General features: G+C 74.6%; 15 protein-coding genes. 6 read left to right on the plus strand and 9 right to left on the minus strand.

What is annotated here, in order from left to right:
- Positions 1-61: 61 nt before the first annotated feature.
- From J3473_RS05430 to J3473_RS05440, 3 genes are read right to left on the minus strand one after another with little or no spacing between them, the layout of a single operon-like run.
- A complete protein-coding gene (locus J3473_RS05430) occupies positions 62-2,938 on the minus strand; it encodes an ABC transporter permease (protein WP_207022244.1) in 2,877 nt (958 codons plus the stop codon).
- Positions 2,935-3,663 (minus strand): ABC transporter ATP-binding protein, encoded by a 729-nt coding sequence (locus J3473_RS05435; protein ID WP_030526342.1) that lies wholly within the window; start codon positions 3,661-3,663, stop codon positions 2,935-2,937. Before J3473_RS05435 ends, J3473_RS05430 begins: the two co-directional genes overlap by 4 nt.
- On the minus strand, positions 3,660-4,310 hold the full coding sequence (locus tag J3473_RS05440) for a PadR family transcriptional regulator (protein WP_207022245.1): 651 nt from the start codon (positions 4,308-4,310) through the stop codon (positions 3,660-3,662). The genes J3473_RS05435 and J3473_RS05440 overlap by 4 nt, the downstream gene beginning before the upstream one ends.
- 256 nt (positions 4,311-4,566) lie before the next feature.
- Here J3473_RS05440 and J3473_RS05445 point away from each other — a divergent pair, with 256 nt between their 5' ends.
- Positions 4,567-6,087, plus strand: a complete 1,521-nt coding sequence (locus J3473_RS05445; protein WP_242525699.1) for an AMP-binding protein — start codon at positions 4,567-4,569, stop codon at positions 6,085-6,087.
- 117 nt (positions 6,088-6,204) lie between these two features.
- Here the strand turns inward: J3473_RS05445 and J3473_RS05450 are convergent, their stop codons facing one another.
- Genes J3473_RS05450 through J3473_RS05470 form a run of 5 tightly spaced genes read right to left on the minus strand, consistent with a single transcriptional unit; the run spans position 6,205 to position 10,785 of the window.
- Entirely contained in the window at positions 6,205-6,567 is a 363-nt protein-coding gene (locus J3473_RS05450; RefSeq protein WP_207022247.1) for a DUF1304 domain-containing protein, read from the minus strand.
- Positions 6,568-6,619: 52 nt separating this feature from the next.
- Positions 6,620-7,600, minus strand: a complete 981-nt coding sequence (locus J3473_RS05455) for an NAD(P)H-quinone oxidoreductase (protein WP_207022248.1) — start codon at positions 7,598-7,600, stop codon at positions 6,620-6,622.
- Between the two features lie 9 nt (positions 7,601-7,609).
- Positions 7,610-8,386 carry an IclR family transcriptional regulator gene (locus J3473_RS05460; RefSeq protein WP_207022249.1) on the minus strand — a complete coding sequence of 259 codons (777 nt, stop codon included), beginning with the start codon at positions 8,384-8,386 and terminating at the stop codon, positions 7,610-7,612.
- Between the two features lie 3 nt (positions 8,387-8,389).
- Positions 8,390-9,058, minus strand: coding sequence for a response regulator (locus J3473_RS05465; RefSeq protein ID WP_030526348.1), 669 nt, complete (start codon positions 9,056-9,058; stop codon positions 8,390-8,392).
- Positions 9,055-10,785: an ATP-binding protein gene (locus J3473_RS05470; RefSeq protein ID WP_242525700.1), complete on the minus strand. Its 1,731-nt coding sequence runs from the start codon at positions 10,783-10,785 to the stop codon at positions 9,055-9,057. Before J3473_RS05470 ends, J3473_RS05465 begins: the two co-directional genes overlap by 4 nt.
- A gap of 100 nt (positions 10,786-10,885) precedes the next feature.
- On the opposite strand from J3473_RS05470, the gene J3473_RS05475 reads away from it, so the two are divergent.
- The 5 genes from J3473_RS05475 to rraA are packed head-to-tail and all read left to right on the plus strand — an operon-like array spanning position 10,886 to position 14,897.
- Positions 10,886-11,893, plus strand: coding sequence for a tripartite tricarboxylate transporter substrate binding protein (locus J3473_RS05475; RefSeq protein WP_207022251.1), 1,008 nt, complete (start codon positions 10,886-10,888; stop codon positions 11,891-11,893).
- Position 11,894: 1 nt separating this feature from the next.
- A complete protein-coding gene (locus J3473_RS05480) occupies positions 11,895-12,443 on the plus strand; it encodes a tripartite tricarboxylate transporter TctB family protein (RefSeq protein ID WP_207022252.1) in 549 nt (182 codons plus the stop codon).
- Positions 12,443-14,020: a tripartite tricarboxylate transporter permease gene (locus J3473_RS05485; RefSeq protein ID WP_207022253.1), complete on the plus strand. Its 1,578-nt coding sequence runs from the start codon at positions 12,443-12,445 to the stop codon at positions 14,018-14,020. The genes J3473_RS05480 and J3473_RS05485 overlap by 1 nt, the downstream gene beginning before the upstream one ends.
- Positions 14,017-14,412: a universal stress protein gene (locus J3473_RS05490; RefSeq protein WP_207022254.1), complete on the plus strand. Its 396-nt coding sequence runs from the start codon at positions 14,017-14,019 to the stop codon at positions 14,410-14,412. Before J3473_RS05485 ends, J3473_RS05490 begins: the two co-directional genes overlap by 4 nt.
- 14 nt (positions 14,413-14,426) lie before the next feature.
- A complete protein-coding gene (gene rraA / locus J3473_RS05495) occupies positions 14,427-14,897 on the plus strand; it encodes a ribonuclease E activity regulator RraA (RefSeq protein WP_207022553.1) in 471 nt (156 codons plus the stop codon).
- A 45-nt stretch (positions 14,898-14,942) separates the two neighbouring features.
- On the opposite strand, the gene J3473_RS05500 is transcribed toward rraA, so the two are convergent.
- The gene (locus tag J3473_RS05500; protein ID WP_242525702.1) at positions 14,943-15,383 is read right to left on the minus strand and encodes a MarR family winged helix-turn-helix transcriptional regulator; all 441 of its coding nucleotides are present in this window, start codon (positions 15,381-15,383) and stop codon (positions 14,943-14,945) included.
- Positions 15,384-15,391 lie beyond the last annotated feature (8 nt).

The following is a 15,391-nucleotide window of genomic DNA, read 5'->3' on the forward strand; positions in this document are numbered from 1 at the left end:
TGCCCCCGCCCGCCGCCGGAGAGGCGCGGGCGGGGGCGTCCCCCTGCCAGGGGTGTGTGGCTCAGGTCGCCCGGCGGGTGACCTGGGGAGCCCGGCGGATGCCGGCCGCGGCGAGCAGGGCCGCGAGGACGGGGACGAGCAGCCCGACCGTCGCGAGGTCCGCCCACGGGATGACGAGCACGCTCTGGCCGTCGCGCGAGGCCTGGGTCAGCGGGTCCCAGCCGACCGCCGTCAGCGGTCGGGCGATGGCGATGCCCGGCACGAGCCCGACCGCGACCCCGAGGGCGCAGCCGACCGCGGCGAGGACGAAGGCCTCGGCCGCCGCCATGACCCGCCGGGTGCCGCGCGTCGCGCCGAGGGCGGCGAGCGTCGCCTGGTCGGTCTGCTGCTCGGCCAGCGTCAGCGCCGTCGACGTGAGGACGACGACGAGGATGAGCAGGCCGAAGACCGCGAGGAGGATGGCGACGACCATCCGGTCCTCGCGCTGGAAGCCGTCCTCGCGCTGGACGCCGACCTCGTCGCCGAGGCGCTCGGCCAGCCGGTCGACGGTCGCGTCGGGCACGGCGCTGCCGTCGGCCTCGCGCACGGTCCACGACGGCGTCGTCGTGTCCCAGCCGCGCGTGAGCGGGGTGCCGGCGGCGACGGCCATCGACGCCCCGAGCAGCCGCCCCGCCGACTCCTTGGTCAGCGGCAGGCGCACGGCCGGGACCTGCGCGTCGGAGGTGACCGTGGCCCGCGGCGCCTGCACCGTCTCGGCCTGGGGGTCGACGCGGTAGGTGCCCTGCGCGACCCGGACCGTGCCACCGGACCCGCCGAGGAGGACGACGGCGCCGTCCCGGACCTGTGCGGCCGCGGCGCCGGTCACCCCCGTGCGGCGCACGAGCTCGTCGGCCGGGAGGGTGAGGACGGTGCCCGAGCCGTTGGCCAGCGAGCCGGCCACGGAGCACTGCGGGCCCTTCGCCGAGTCGGTGAGGTAGCCGAGGGTGTCGGTCACCTCGCACCCGGCCGGCACGACGCTGACGAAGCGGGCGTCGTAGGGCTCGGTCGTCGGGACCTCCTGCATCTGCTGGGTGTCGCCGACGAAGACGGGGTTGGCCGCGACCACGGCGCCGGGTGCGGCCGACCGGATCGCGTCTGCCGTCAGGGGGGTCTCGCTGTAGGCGCTGACGACGACCTCGCCGGGGATGGTCGTCGGCAGGTACTCCATCCGTCGCTGCTCGGTGTCGCTCTCGAGCCCGGTGAGGCCGAAGGTCAGGCCGGCGACGACCGCGAGGACGGCGGCGACGGACGGCGCGCTGCGGGCGCGGTGCCGGGCGAGGTCGCGCGCGGCCATCCGCAGCGACGTCGGCAGGTGCGTGCCGAGCCGGCCGACGCCCGCGAGGACGACGGGCACGAGCAGCAGCGAGCCGACGATGAGGACGAACGCGCCGACGACGACGAGCGTCTCGCCCGACCCGGCGAACAGGTTGCCCGTGACCCCGGAGAGGTCGACGACGCCGGTGCCGCCGAGGGTCAGCACCCCGCCGACGAGCGCGAGGACGACTCCGAGGCCGAGGACGACGAGGCTGGGGCGCGGCGAGACGCTCTGCCCGCGCATCACGCCGACGATGTCGAGCCGGCCGAGCCGGCGGGCCGGCACCAGCGCGGCGACGAAGGTCGAGGCGACCGCGCAGGCCGCGACGCCGGCGAGCATCCCCCAGCGGACGTCGAACGGGCCGCCGAACGGCGGGTAGGCCTGGTCCGCGGTCGCGGCCCGCACGAGCCAGGCCCCGCCGACGCCCAGACCGACCCCGGCCACGGCGCTGACCGCCCCGAGGACGAGGGCCTGCGCGAGGACCGTCCGGCGCAGCACCGGCGTGTGGGCGCCGTTGCTCGCGGCGAGGGCGAGGGTCCGGCGCTGGCGGGTCGCGCTCACCGCGAACGCCGGTCCGACGAGCAGGGTCGTCGAGACGAGCAGCATGACGGCGGCGAGACCGACCAGGAGACCCATCCGTTGGGTCTCGTCGCCGGCCTGCGCCTGCAGCTCGGCGGGGTAGGCGCTCTCGGCCGGCGGGTGGAGCAGCGCGTCGGCGGAGGTGACGCGGAAGCCGTACTCACCGAGGGTGCGCACCTCCGGCCAGGTGACGGGGTCCGTGCCGAGGACGATCCAGCCGCCGTTGCCGACGGCGGCCGCCGGCACGAGCGGCGCGGCGGTGACGAGGGCGGGCTGCGAGTAGAGGTCCTGGGCCCGGGCGACGCCGACGACCGTGACCGTCCGCGTCGTGCCCTCGACCGTCACCTCGAACGAGCCCTGCTGCGGCACACCGCGGCTGATGGCCACCGGGGTGACGAGGACCTCGGCCGGGGTGGCCGGGTCGGACGACGGCGCGGCCGGCCAGCGGCCGGACACGAGCTCGAGCTTCTCGCCGAGCCCGACCGCGCCGTCGAGCGAGAGCCCGTCGAGGGAGAGGCGGCGCTCGCCGAGGGTGGTGCGGGCCGACCACCGCTCGAACGGGGTGACGGGGGCGTCGACCAGGCGCGACACGGCGTCGGCGTTCGCGAAGGTCGAGGCCTCCCGGTCGAAGCCGGGGACGGGCCGGGCGTCCTGGTCGACCGACGAGAAGCCGGCGCCGGGGTCGGGCAGCTGGACGGTGCGGCTGACGTCGGGCCACTCGAGGAGGGCCTGCCCGGTGCCGACCGTCTGCGGGATGCGCTCGGCGCCGCTGACGTCGGAGGTGTAGGCCAGCGTGACGACGGCCGAGAGGAGCAGCGTCGGCAGGAGCACCATGACGACGACGAGCGCGCTGCGACCGCGGTGCCGGCGGACGTCGCGGCGGGCCATCCGCAGGGCGACGGCCCACGACGAGTGCCACTGGGCGAGGCGGCCGGGGTCGCCGGGCTCCGGCGCGGGCGAGCCGGACCCGTCGGTGTCCGGGCGTGAGGGGGCGAGCGTGCTCATCGCGCGCTGCCGCCGGTCAGCAGGTCCTCGGCGACGTCGGCGCCGCCCGTGGAGTCGACGACACGGCCGTCCCGGAGGAAGACGACACGGTCGGCCCAGGCGGCGTGCCGCGCCTCGTGGGTGACGAGCAGCCCGGCGACGCCGTCGTCGCAGCGCTCGCGCAGGACCCGCAGCACGTCCTCGCCGGTGTGGCTGTCGAGGGCGCCGGTCGGCTCGTCGGCGAGGACGAAGCGACGGCTGCCGACGAGGGCCCGGGCGATGGCGACGCGCTGCTGCTGGCCGCCGGACATCTGGTCCGGGTAGCGGTCCGAGAGCGCCATGAGGTCCATGAGGTCGAGGGTCCGGCGGGCCTGCCGGCGCGCCTGGCGGGCGCGGACGCCGTCGAGCTCGAGCGGCAGCGCGACGTTCTCGGCGGCCGTGAGGCTCGGGATGAGGTTGTAGTCCTGGAAGACGAAGCCCATCCGACGCCGGCGCAGCCGCGCGAGGTCGCGGGGGGCGAGGCCCCCGATCTCCTCGCCGCCGATGCTCACGGTGCCCGACGTCGGGCGGTCCAGGCCGCCGGCCACGTTGAGCAGCGTCGACTTGCCCGAGCCGCTCGGGCCCATGACGGCGACGAGCTCGCCGGCGTGGATGTCGAGCGAGACGTGGTCGAGCGCGACGACGCGCGTCTCGGCCTCGCCGTGGACGCGGGTGACGTCGGAGATGACGACGTGCGGTGCGGTCATGCGTGGGTCCCCTCCCGGTGGGCCGGCACCTCGCCGGCGGAGTCGTGGCCGGCGCGGCGGGGGCCGGCCGGGGTCCTGCGGGCGTGCCGGGCGAGGGCGGACTCGACGTGGTCGAGCCAGCGCACCTCCGCCTCGGCCGCGAAGACGAGGTGCTCGAGGACGAGCAGCCAGGCGAGACCCTGCTCGCCGCCCTCGGCGGCGCCCTCCCGGACGCCCTCGCCCGACCCCTCCGCCCGGTCGAGGGCGTCCCGCTTGAGGCGGGTCAGGTCGCGCAGGTGGCGCAGGGTCGCGGTGCGCTGGCCCTGGACGACCGCCGCGACGTCGACCCCGGGGGCGGTGACGGCGAGGGCTAGCTTGATGGTCAGCTCGTCCCGCGGGGTGCTCGTGCGGTCGACCGGGGTGGTCCACCAGGCGTCGAGCTCGGCGCGGCCGGCGGCCGTCAGCCGGTAGCTGATCCGGCCCTCGGCGTCGGCCTCGCCGGCCTGCTCGACGAGGCCGTCGCGCACGAGCCGCTCGATCGTCGTGTAGACCTGCCCGACGTTGAGCGGCCAGGTGCCGCCGGTGCGCTCCTCGAAGTCGCTGCGCAGCCGGGCGCCGTAGGAGTCGCCCTCGGCGAGCAGGGCCATGAGTCCGAGCCGGACCGACATCCGACGCCTCCCTCGTGCTGGTGATACCGGGTATTACCGGATGATGCGGATATATATACCGGGTATCATGGGCGTCGTCAAGCGGATGCGGAGAGCTCGCGGTGACCGTCCGGCGCCGGGCCCGACCTCTGGGCGACCACCACCCGACCCGGCAGTGGCGCGCGCGCCGCGCGTCCCCGAGGATGGCCGGGCCGTCCGACCCCCGGGCGGCGGGGGCAACCCGCCGATGACGTCAGGAGACCCGATGCTCGTCCCGATGACCGTGACCGACTTCATCGACCGCGCGAGGACGGTCTACGCCGACCGGGTCGGTGTCGTCGACGAGCCGAGCCAGGTCGCGGACCCGCTGCCGGACCTCACGTACGGGGAGGTCGCGGCGCTCGCCCGCCGCCAGGCGGCGCGGCTCGACGAGCTGGGCATCGAGGTCGGCGAGCGGGTGGCGATCGTGTCGCACAACGCCGCCCGGATGCTCGTCTCGTTCTTCGGGGTGTGCGGCTCGGGGCGCGTCCTCGTGCCCGTCAACTTCCGGCTGCGCCCCGACGAGGTGCGGTACATCGTCGAGCACTCCGGGGCCCGGGTGCTCCTCGTCGACCCCGAGGTCGACGCCTCGCTCGCGTCGGTCACGGCCGAGCACCGCATCGTCCTCGGCGACGACGACGCGCTCTTCGCGCCGGAGGGCGTCGAGCCGCGGCCGTGGGAGCCGGACGAGAACGCGACGGCGACCATCAACTACACCTCGGGGACGACCGCCCGGCCCAAGGGCGTGCAGATCACCCACCGCAACATCTGGACCAACGCGCTGACCTTCGGCCTGCACGCCGGCGTGTCGGACCGCGACGTCTACCTCCACACGCTGCCGATGTTCCACGCCAACGGCTGGGGGATGCCGTTCGTCGCGACCGGCCTCGGGGTGAAGCAGGTCGTCCTGCGCAAGGTCGACGGCGCCGAGATCCTCCGCCGGGTGCGCGACCACGGCGTCACCTACCTCTGTGCCGCGCCGGCCGTCGTCAACGCGGTGCTCGAGGCGGCCCAGTCGTGGGAGGGCGAGGTGCCGGGGCGCGACCGCGTGCGCATCATCGTCGCCGGCGCGCCGCCGCCCACGAAGACCGTCGCGCGGGTCGAGCGCGAGCTCGGGTGGGAGTTCATCCAGATCTACGGGCTGACCGAGACCTCGCCGCTCCTGACCATCAACCGGCGCCGGGCCGAGTGGGACGACCTCTCGGTCGAGGAGCGCGCCGAGCGGCTCGTCCGGGCCGGCGCGCCGGCGCTCGGGGTGACCCTCACGCTCTCGCCGGACCACGAGGTGCTCGCCCGCTCCAACGTCGTCCTCGAGGGGTACTGGGAGCAGCCGGAGGAGTCGGCGCGGGCGCTCGAGGACGGCTGGTTCCACACCGGCGACGGCGGCACCATCGGCGACGACGGCTACCTGACGATCTCGGACCGCAAGAAGGACGTCATCATCACCGGCGGCGAGAACGTCAGCTCGATCGAGGTCGAGGACGTCATCTTCAGCCACCCCGCCGTCACCGAGGTCGCCGTCATCGGGGTGCCCGACGAGAAGTGGGGCGAGACCATCAAGGCGCTCGTCGTGCTCGCGCCGGGGGAGTCGGTGACCGAGGGCGAGCTCATCGCCTGGTGCAAGGAGAAGGCCGCGGGCTACAAGGCGCCGACGTCGGTCGAGTTCCGCGACGAGCTCGCCCGCACGGCCACCGGCAAGCTGCAGAAGTTCAAGCTGCGCGCGCCCTACTGGGAGGGCCGCGACCGCCAGGTCAACTGACCCCGGGCCCCTCCGCCTCCTCCGCGCGACCTGCGCGGATCCGCGTGCGACCGCACCCGGACCCGCGCAGGTCGCCGGGAGAAGAGCGTCGCGGGGGCCGGAGACTGCCCGACGGGGTCAGCCGGCGAGGAGCGTGGCGCCGAGGGCGAGCGCGCCCGGCAGGGCCTGGACGAGCAGGATGCGCCGGCTCGCCGTCGCAGCGCCGTAGAGCCCGGCGACGACGACGCAGGCCAGCCCGAAGACCGCGAACGCGAACCTGTGGTCGGCCGGCCCGACGAGCCCGAGCACGAGCGCGGCGACGAGGAAGCCGTTGTAGAGGCCCTGGTTGGCCCCGAGCGTCTTCGTCTGCTCGGCGAGCTCCGGGCTCAGCCCGAACGCTGCGCGCCCACGGGGGTGGGTCCACAGGGCCATCTCGAGGACGACGATGTAGACGTGGATCGCGGCGACGAGCGCCGTGAGGAGCGTGGCGGTCAGCTGCATCCGCGATGTCTACCGCACCCGGGCCGAGCCGCGCTCCCCCCGGCGTCCGGGCTCAGCCGACGGTGAGGAGGATCTTGCCGATGTGGCCGCTCTCCTCGAGCTCGCGGTGCGCGTCGGCCGCCGACTCCAGCGGGTGGCGGGAGTGGACGATCGGGCGGACCGTGCCGGCCTCGACGAGCGGCCAGACGTGCTCGCGGACCGCGGCGACGATGGCCGCCTTCTCGGCGTGGGGGCGGGCGCGCAGCGACGTCGCGATGACGGCACCGCGCTTGGCGAGGAGCTTCCCCAGGTCGAGCTCGCCGACCCGGCCGCCCTGGAGGCCGATGACGACGAGCCGGCCGTTGGGAGCGAGGACGTCGACGTTGCGGCCGAGGTACTTCGCGCCCATGTTGTCGAGGACGACGTCCGCCCCGTGCCCCTCGGTGGCCTCACGGACGCGCTCGACGAAGTCCTCGTCGCGGTAGCTGACGAGCACGTCGGCGCCGAGCTCGCGGCAGGCGTCGAGCTTGGCCGCCGACCCGGCCGTGACGGCGACGCGCGCCCCGACGGCCTTGGCCAGCTGGATGGCCATCGTGCCGATGCCGGAGGAGCCGCCGTGGACGAGGAAGACCTCGCCGGGCTGGAGGTTCGCGGTGAGGAAGACGTTCGACCAGACGGTGCACGCGACCTCGGGCAGCGCCGCGGCGTCCTCGAGGGAGACACCGGCCGGCACGGGCAGCAGCTGCCCCGCCGGCACCCGGACGTGCTCGGCGTACCCGCCGCCGGCGAGCAGCGCGCAGACCTCGTCGCCGACCGACCAGCCGTCGACGCCCTCGCCGAGCGCCTCGACGACGCCGCTCACCTCGAGCCCGGGGACCTCGGACTCGCCGGGCGGCGGCGGGTAGTGGCCCTGGCGCTGCATCGAGTCGGCACGGTTGACGCCGGCCGCGACGACGCGGACGAGCACCTCGCCGGCGCGTGGCTCGGGCGTCGGCACGTCGGAGACGACGAGGGCCTCGGGCCCTCCGGGGGTGGGGACGGTGATGGCACGCATCCCCCGAGGCTATGCCCGCGGACCGGGCCGGGGGCGTCCCACCCGCGCGGCGAGCGAGGCCGCGGTCCGGCGCACGGCGGCGGCGAGGCGCTCGCGCTCGGCGTCGTCGACGTCGCCCTGCGGGTAGGTGACGGCGACGGCGGCCACCGGGTAGTCGTTGGCGTCGAGGACGGCGACGGCCACCGACCCGAGTCCCGGTGTCACGAGGCCGTCCTCGAGCGCGTAGCCGCGCTGGCGCACCTGCTGCAGCCACGACCGCAGCTGCGTCGTCGATGCCGGGCCGCGGCCGTCGCGCTGCACGAGGGCGGTGCGGTCGGGGTAGAGGGCGCGCACCTGGGCGGCCGGCAGCGCCGCGAGCATCGCGAGGCCGGTGGCCGTCAGCGGGGCCGGCAGCCGGACGCCGACGTCGGTGACGAGCAGCGGCCGGCCGGGGGCTCGCTGCTCGACGACGTAGAGGACGTCGCCGCCGTGGAGCACCGCGAGGTGCGCGTTGTGCCCGCAGGCGTCGACGAGCCGGTCCATCGGCCCGCGGGCCATCCGCTCGAGCGGCGCCTGCCGCTGGTAGGCCGACCCGAGCTCGTAGGCGGCCAGGCCCAGGCCGTAGCGGCGCTCCTCGGGCAGGTGGCGGACGTAGCCGCGCTCGGTGAGCACGGCGAGCAGGTGGTAGACGCTCGAGCGTGGCAGGCCGAGGTCGCGGGCGATGGCGGCGGCGGGCACCGGCTCGCCACGGCGCGCGATGAGGCCGAGGACGTCGAGGGCGTGGCCGGCGGCCGGGGCGTTGGCCATCGCTCAGCCGACCCACCGGTAGCGGCGCTCGGGCCTCCCCGTGCTGCCGTAGCGCAGCGCGACGTCGGCCCGACCGACCTGCTTGAAGTGCTCGAGGTAGCGCCGGGCGCTGACCCGCGACATCCCGACCGACTCGGCGACCTCGCTCGCCGACAGGGCGTCGGTGGATGCCTTGAGCGCGTCCTCGACGAGCCGGGCGGTCTCGGGGCTCAGGCCCTTGGGCAGCGGCTGGGCGCTGCCGGCGGCGCGGAGGAACACGCGGTCGACGTCCTCCTGGCCGACGACCTCGGCCCGGGCGAGCAGCGAGCGCTGGCCGGCGTACCGGCGCAGCCGCTCCTCGAGGTCGGCGAACCCGAAGGGCTTGAGCACGTAGTCGGCCACGCCGAGGCGGACGGCCGCCCGGACCGAGTCGCTCTCCTTGGCCGCGGTGATGACGATGGCGTCGCACGGGTGCGGGCCGCCGCGCAGGTCGGCGAGCAGGTCCAGGCCGTAGCGGTCCGGCAGGTAGAGGTCGAGCAGCAGCAGGTCGGGGCGCAGGCGCGCGACGGCCTCCTCCGCCTCGGCGGCGGAGTGCGCGACGCCGACCACCTCGAAGCCCTCGGTCCGCTCGACGAAGCCCACGTGGATGCGCGCGACCATGAAGTCGTCGTCGACGACGAGCACCCGGATCACGGCCGGACCCCCTGCGGCGCAACGGGGTCCACGACCGACGGCGACGACGGGTCGACGAACGTGGACACCCCGAGCCGCGCGGTGAAGCGGGTCGTGCCGTCGAGGCGCTCGACGTCGATCTCGCCGCCGCGCCGCCGGCAGACCAGCCGGGTCAGGGCCAGCCCGACGCCGTGCTCCATCGGGTCGACGCGCTTGCTCGTGACGCCGTGCTCGAACAGGGTGGCGCGCAGCTCCTCCGGCACGCCCGGGCCCGAGTCGTCGACGACGATCTCGACAGTGCTCGCGTCCTGCCGGATGCGCACGCGCACGGACGGCGGTGTGGCAGAACCCTTCGGCGCGTGCTCGAAGGCGTTGTCGACGAGGTTGCCGAGCACTGTCGCGACGTCGGCGGCGTCGTGGGCCTCCAGTCGCTCGAGGCGCGAGTCGTCGGCGATGGTCAGGTCGATGCGCCGCTCGTTGGCGGTCGCCGCCTTGGCCATGAGCAGCGCCGCGATGGTGGGGTCGCCGACGAGCGTCGTGACGACGAGGTCGAGGGCGGTGCGCTGCTCGCTCAGGGCATCCACGTAGCGGACGACCTCGTCGAGCTCACCGATCTGGATGAGCCCACTGATCGTGTGCAGCTGGTTGGCGAACTCGTGTGCCTGCGAACGCAGCACGTGCGCCGTCGACCGGAACGAGCCGATCTCGCGCTCGAGGTCGGCCATCTCGGTGCGGTCGCGCATCGTCGTCACCGTGCCCAGCACGCGGTCGCCGCTGACCACCCGCATCGTGCTCATGACGAGCACCCTCCCACGCCGGATGACGACCTCGTCGCGCGCCGCGGTGACGAGGTCGTCGGGGGAGGCGTCGCTGACCGCGCGGGGGTTCTCGCCGACGAGCACCTCGCGCAGCCGGCCCTCGATCCGCAGGTCGGCGACCGACGTCCCGACGGCGTGCTCGGGCAGGTCGAGCAGGCGTCGCGCGACCTCGTTGACGAGGGTGATGCGGTGCTGCGGGTCGAGCGCGATGACCCCCTCGGCGATGCCCCGGAGCATCGCCTCGCGGTGCTCGGCGAGCCCCGCGATCTCACGGGGCTCCATCCCGCGGGTCTGCCGCTTGATGCGCCGCGACAGCAGCCACGAGCCGCCGAGGCCGACGACGAGCGCGATGCCGAGGTAGGTCAGCAGGTAGGAGCTGGTGCCCTGCAACCGTTCCCACGTCGTCGGTGCCTCCTCGGCGACCATGACGGTGCCGAGCAGCTCACCGGCGCGGGTGGGCGTCGTGGGGTCCTTGTCGTCGTCGTCACCGGCGAGCACCGGCACCTGCGAGGCGAGGTACTCGCGCCCGTCGAGGGTGAGCGTGCCCGACCAGCTGCCGCCGCGGGCGACGCGCGGGTCGCCGAGGGGCAGGCGCTCCTCCTCGAGGGAGGGGTCGGTCGAGACGCGGACGTCGAGGTCGGGCTCGGCGAAGGTCACCGACGTGACGTTGGCCTGCGCGACGAGCCCGAGCCCGAGCGTCGCCAGGCCGGTGCGGGACTCGGGCTGGTCGAGGTTGGCGCGCACGAGCGGGTTGACGGCCAGCTGCTCGCCGAGGGCCGACACGCGGCGCCCCTCGGTGCGCTCGAAGGTCGCCGCCGACTGCGCCAGCGAGACCGCCGCCACCGCCACGAGGACGACGACGATGATCGCGAGCTGGAGCGCGAAGAGCTGCCCGGCGAGGGTCGCCCGGCGTCGTCGGCGCGTGACCACTATGTACTCAACCTCCGTTGCGGACGAAAGCGCGACAGGCTCCACACCGGTCGCCCACGATCATCGCGTTCCACTCCACCACAGGAAAGGGATCTCGACGATGAGACTCCACCGCATCGCGCTCGGCGCGCTCGTCGCGGCCACGCTGGCCCTCACCGGCTGCGGCGCCACGAAGGACCAGGCCAGCGGGGGTGCGTCCTCCTCCGGTGGTGGCGCCCCGGCGACCGGCCTCCAGTACATGGTCCCGAACAGCCCCGGCGGCGGCTACGACACGACCGCGCGCACCGCGGCCCAGGTGATGGAGAAGGAGAAGATCACCGGCAGCGTCCAGGTCTTCAACCTCCCCGGCGCCGGTGGCACGGTCGGCCTCCAGCGGGTCGTCAACGAGAAGGGCAACGGCAAGCTCGCGATGCAGATGGGCCTCGGTGTCGTCGGCGCCGCGTACACCCAGAAGTCGCAGGCGAAGCTGTCGGAGACCACCCCGATCGCCAAGCTCATCGAGGAGGCCGGCGCGATCGTCGTGCCCAAGGACTCCCCGTACCAGGACATCACCTCGCTCGTCGCGGCGTGGAAGGCGGACCCGAAGTCCCTCGCCGTCGGCGGCGGCTCGTCCCCGGGTGGCCCGGACCACCTCCTGCCGATGCAGCTCGCGCAGGCCGCGGGCATCGACCCGAAGGCCGTCAGCTACGTCAGCTACGACGGTGGCGGCGAGCTGCTCCCGGCCATCCTCGGCAAGAAGATCGCCTTCGGCGCCAGCGGTTTCGGCGAGTTCCTCGACCAGGTCGAGGCCGGCGACGTCAAGATCCTCGCGGTGACCAGCGCCGAGCGCGTGGCGGCCCTGCCGGACGTGCCGACGCTCAAGGAGAGCGGCATCGACCTCGAGTTCACCAACTGGCGCGGCGTCGTCGCCCCTCCCGGCCTGTCGGACGCCGACAAGGCCACCTGGGTCGACGCCTTCACGAAGATGCACGCCTCGGCCGGCTGGAAGGCCGAGCTCGAGAAGCGCGGCTGGGTCGATGCCTTCCAGACCGGGGACGAGTTCGGCTCCTTCCTCACGGCGCAGGACGCCGAGGTCGCCAAGCTCCTCCAGACGCTCGGCCTGGCCTGACATGAGCACCGAGGCCACCACCGTCCCGGAGGGCGCCACGCCCTCCGGGGCGGGTCCCCTCGGCCGGGTCAGGGACCGCGCGCAGCTCGGCCTGTGCGCGGCCCTGGCCCTGGTCGGGGTCGTCGTGATCGTCGACGCGAGCCGAATCGGCCACGTGACCAGCAGCAACGACCCGATCGGCCCGCGGGCCCTGCCCTTCATCGTCGGCGGGCTCCTGCTGCTCGTCTCGGTCCTCTACGCGCTCGACGTCCTGCGCGGTGGGGTCGGCGAGGCCGAGGCCGGCGAGGACGTCGAGCTCGGCCAGCGCGCCGACTGGCGGACGGTCGGCCTGCTCGCGGGTGCGTTCGCCCTCAACGCCCTGCTCATCGAGCCGCTCGGCTGGGTGATCAGCGGCGCCCTGCTCTTCGCGCTGTCGGCGTTCGCGCTCGGCAACCGCCACCACGTCCGCGGCCTCGCGATCGGCATCGCGATGTCGCTCGTCACCTTCTACGGCTTCGCCATCGGGCTCGGGGTCAACCTGCCCGCCGGCATCCTCCAGGGGATCCTCTGATGGACAACGTCAACGCCCTGCTCGGCGGCTTCGCCGACGTCATCACGCCGATGAACCTGCTCATCGCGCTGCTCGGGGTCACCGTGGGCACAGCCGTCGGCGTCCTGCCCGGCATCGGGCCGGCGATGACCGTCGCCCTCCTGCTCCCGGTGACCTACGGCCTGCCGGTCGAGCAGTCGCTCATCCTCTTCGGCGGCATCTTCTACGGCGGCATGTACGGCGGGTCGACGACCTCGATCCTCCTCAACACCCCCGGTGAGTCCGCCTCCGTCGTCACCGCCCTCGAGGGCAACAAGATGGCCAAGGCCGGGCGCGCGGCCCAGGCCCTCGCGACCTCGGCCATCGGCTCGTTCGTCGCCGGCACCATCGCCACCGCCGCGATCGTCTTCGTGATGCCGCAGGTCGTCGACTTCGCGATCTCCCTCGGCCCGCCCGAGTTCCTCGCGATCATCCTCGTCGCCTTCGTCGGCACTGCGGCCATCCTCGGCAGCTCCCGGCTGCGCGGGTTCGCGGCGTTGCTCATCGGTCTGGCCCTCGGCCTGGTCGGCACCGACTTCGTCACCGGCCAGCAGCGGCTGACCTTCGGCAGCCCCTTCCTCGCCGACAACATCGACGTCGTCGTCGTCGCCGTCGGCATCTTCGCCGTCGGCGAGGCCCTGTGGGTCGCGGCGCACCTGCGCCGCAGGGCCGCCACGGTCATCCCCGTCGGCCGCCCGTGGATGTCGAAGCAGGACTGGGGACGCTCGTGGAAGCCGTGGCTGCGCGGCACCGCGCTGGGCTTCCCCTTCGGGGCCATCCCCGCCGGCGGCGCCGAGATCCCGACGTTCCTCTCGTACCTCACCGAGCGCAAGCTGACCAAGCACCCCGAGGAGTTCGGCAAGGGCGCCATCGAGGGCGTCGCCGGCCCCGAGGCCGCGAACAACGCCTCGGCCGCCGGCACGATGGTGCCGCTGCTCGCCCTCGGCCTGCCGACCAATGCGACCGCGGCGATCATCATCAGCGCGTTCATGTCCTACGGCATCGAGCCCGGGCCGCTGCTGCTCACCAAGGAGCCCGACCTCGTCTGGATGCTCGTGGCCAGCCTCTTCATCGGCAACTTCTTCCTGCTCGTGCTCAACCTGCCGCTCGCGCCGACCTGGGCGAAGCTGCTGCGCATCCCGCGGCCCTACCTCTACGCGGGGATCCTCTTCTTCGCCTCGATGGGGGCCTACGCGGTGCAGGGCCAGCCGTTCGACCTCTACCTGCTCCTCGTGCTCGGGGCTCTTGGGTTCGCGATGCGGCGCTTCGGCCTTCCGGTGCTGCCGCTGATCGTGGGGACGATCCTCACGCCGCTGTTCGAGCGGAACCTGCGCCGGTCGATGCAGATCACCGGCGGCGACGTCTCGGGTCTCGTCGGCGGGCCGGTCGCCTGGGTCTGCTACGCGTTCATCGCCGCCGTGCTGCTCTGGCCGCTCGTGTCGAAGCTGCTCGGCCGCCGGCGTGGCGGCGACGACGACGGGCCGGACGACGACGGCACCTCCCATCCCCCCGGCGTCCCGCTCGCCGGTGTCTCCCAGTGGCAAGGACCCTCGGCATGACCGTTCTCGTGGGCTACGTCCCCAACGCCCTCGGCGAGGCCACCCTCCGCGCCGGAGTCGAGGAGTCGCGGCGCCGCTCCGAGCCGCTCGTCGTGCTCAACATGTCGCGCGACGACGTCCTCGTCGACGCCCGGCGCGCCCCGGCCGACGACCTCCAGCGCGTCGACCGCGACGTGCGCGAGCTCGGAGTCGACGTCGAGGTCGTCCAGGTCGAGGAGGGCGGCGACGCCGCCGAGGCCCTCGTCGAGGCGGCGACGACGCACCGTGCGTCCGTGCTCGTCATCGGGCTGCGGCACCGCAGCGCCGTCGGCAAGCTCATCCTCGGGTCGGTCGCCCAGCGCGTCCTGCTCGGGGCGCCGTGCCCGGTGCTGGCCGTCAAGGCGCAGTCGTGAGCGGCGTGCCCGAGGTGGCGGTCTCGACCGCGGACCTCTACGACGAGCACGGTGACACGCTGCAGTCCTGCTCGCTGCAGCTGCGGCACGTCGGCGGGCGGCGGCAGTTCACCGGCCCCGTCGCGACCATCCGGTGCCACCGCGACAACGCGCTCGTCAAGGCCACGCTGGCCACGCCCGGCGAGGGCCGGGTGCTCGTCGTCGACGGCGGGGGCTCGCTGGAGTCGGCGCTCGTCGGCGACCTCATCGCCGGCTCGGCGGTCTCGAACGGCTGGGCGGGCGTCGTCGTCCACGGCGCGGTGCGCGACTCCGTCGCCATCGGCGGCCTGCCGCTCGGCGTGCTCGCGCTCGGGACGAACCCGCGCAAGTCGGCCAAGGACGGCGTCGGCGAGGTCGACGTGCCGGTCGCGTTCGGCGGGGTCGACTTCGTCCCCGGCGCGACCCTGTGGGCCGACGAGGACGGCATCCTCGTCACCCGCCCCTGACCCCGACGCCTGACCTGACGCAGACCCGGGACCCCTGCTCCCGGGTCAGGCGTCGGCGTCGAGGCGCTCGAGGATGCGGCGGAGCGTCGCGCGGTCGGCGGCCGGCAGCCGGGCGAACGATGCCTCGGCGGCCTCGCGCCGGGCGGTGTCGACCCGGCCGAGCAGCGCCCCACCCTCGTCGGTGACGGTGACGACCTGCGCCCGGCGGTCGTCCGGGTCGGGGGAGCGCCGAGCCAGGCCGCGCTCCTCGAGGGCGTCGACGACGTCCGTGACCGAGCGCGGCGCGACCCGCAGGTGCTGCGCGAGCTCGCCGAGGCGCATCGAGCCGTGGTGCGCGAGCACGCGCAGCGCCCGGGCGTGGTGCGGCGCGAGGTCGTAGGGCTCGAAGGCCACCATCCCGCGGCGGCGCAGGTCGCGGGCGACGCGCATCACGAGGTCGCCGAGGTCGAGGTCGGCGGCGGGGCGGTCGTCGCGGGGTCCGTGCACGCCGGGAA

The sequence above is a fragment of the Phycicoccus sp. DTK01 genome (genome assembly GCF_017312765.1).
GTDB lineage: Bacteria > Actinomycetota > Actinomycetes > Actinomycetales > Dermatophilaceae > Phycicoccus > Phycicoccus jejuensis.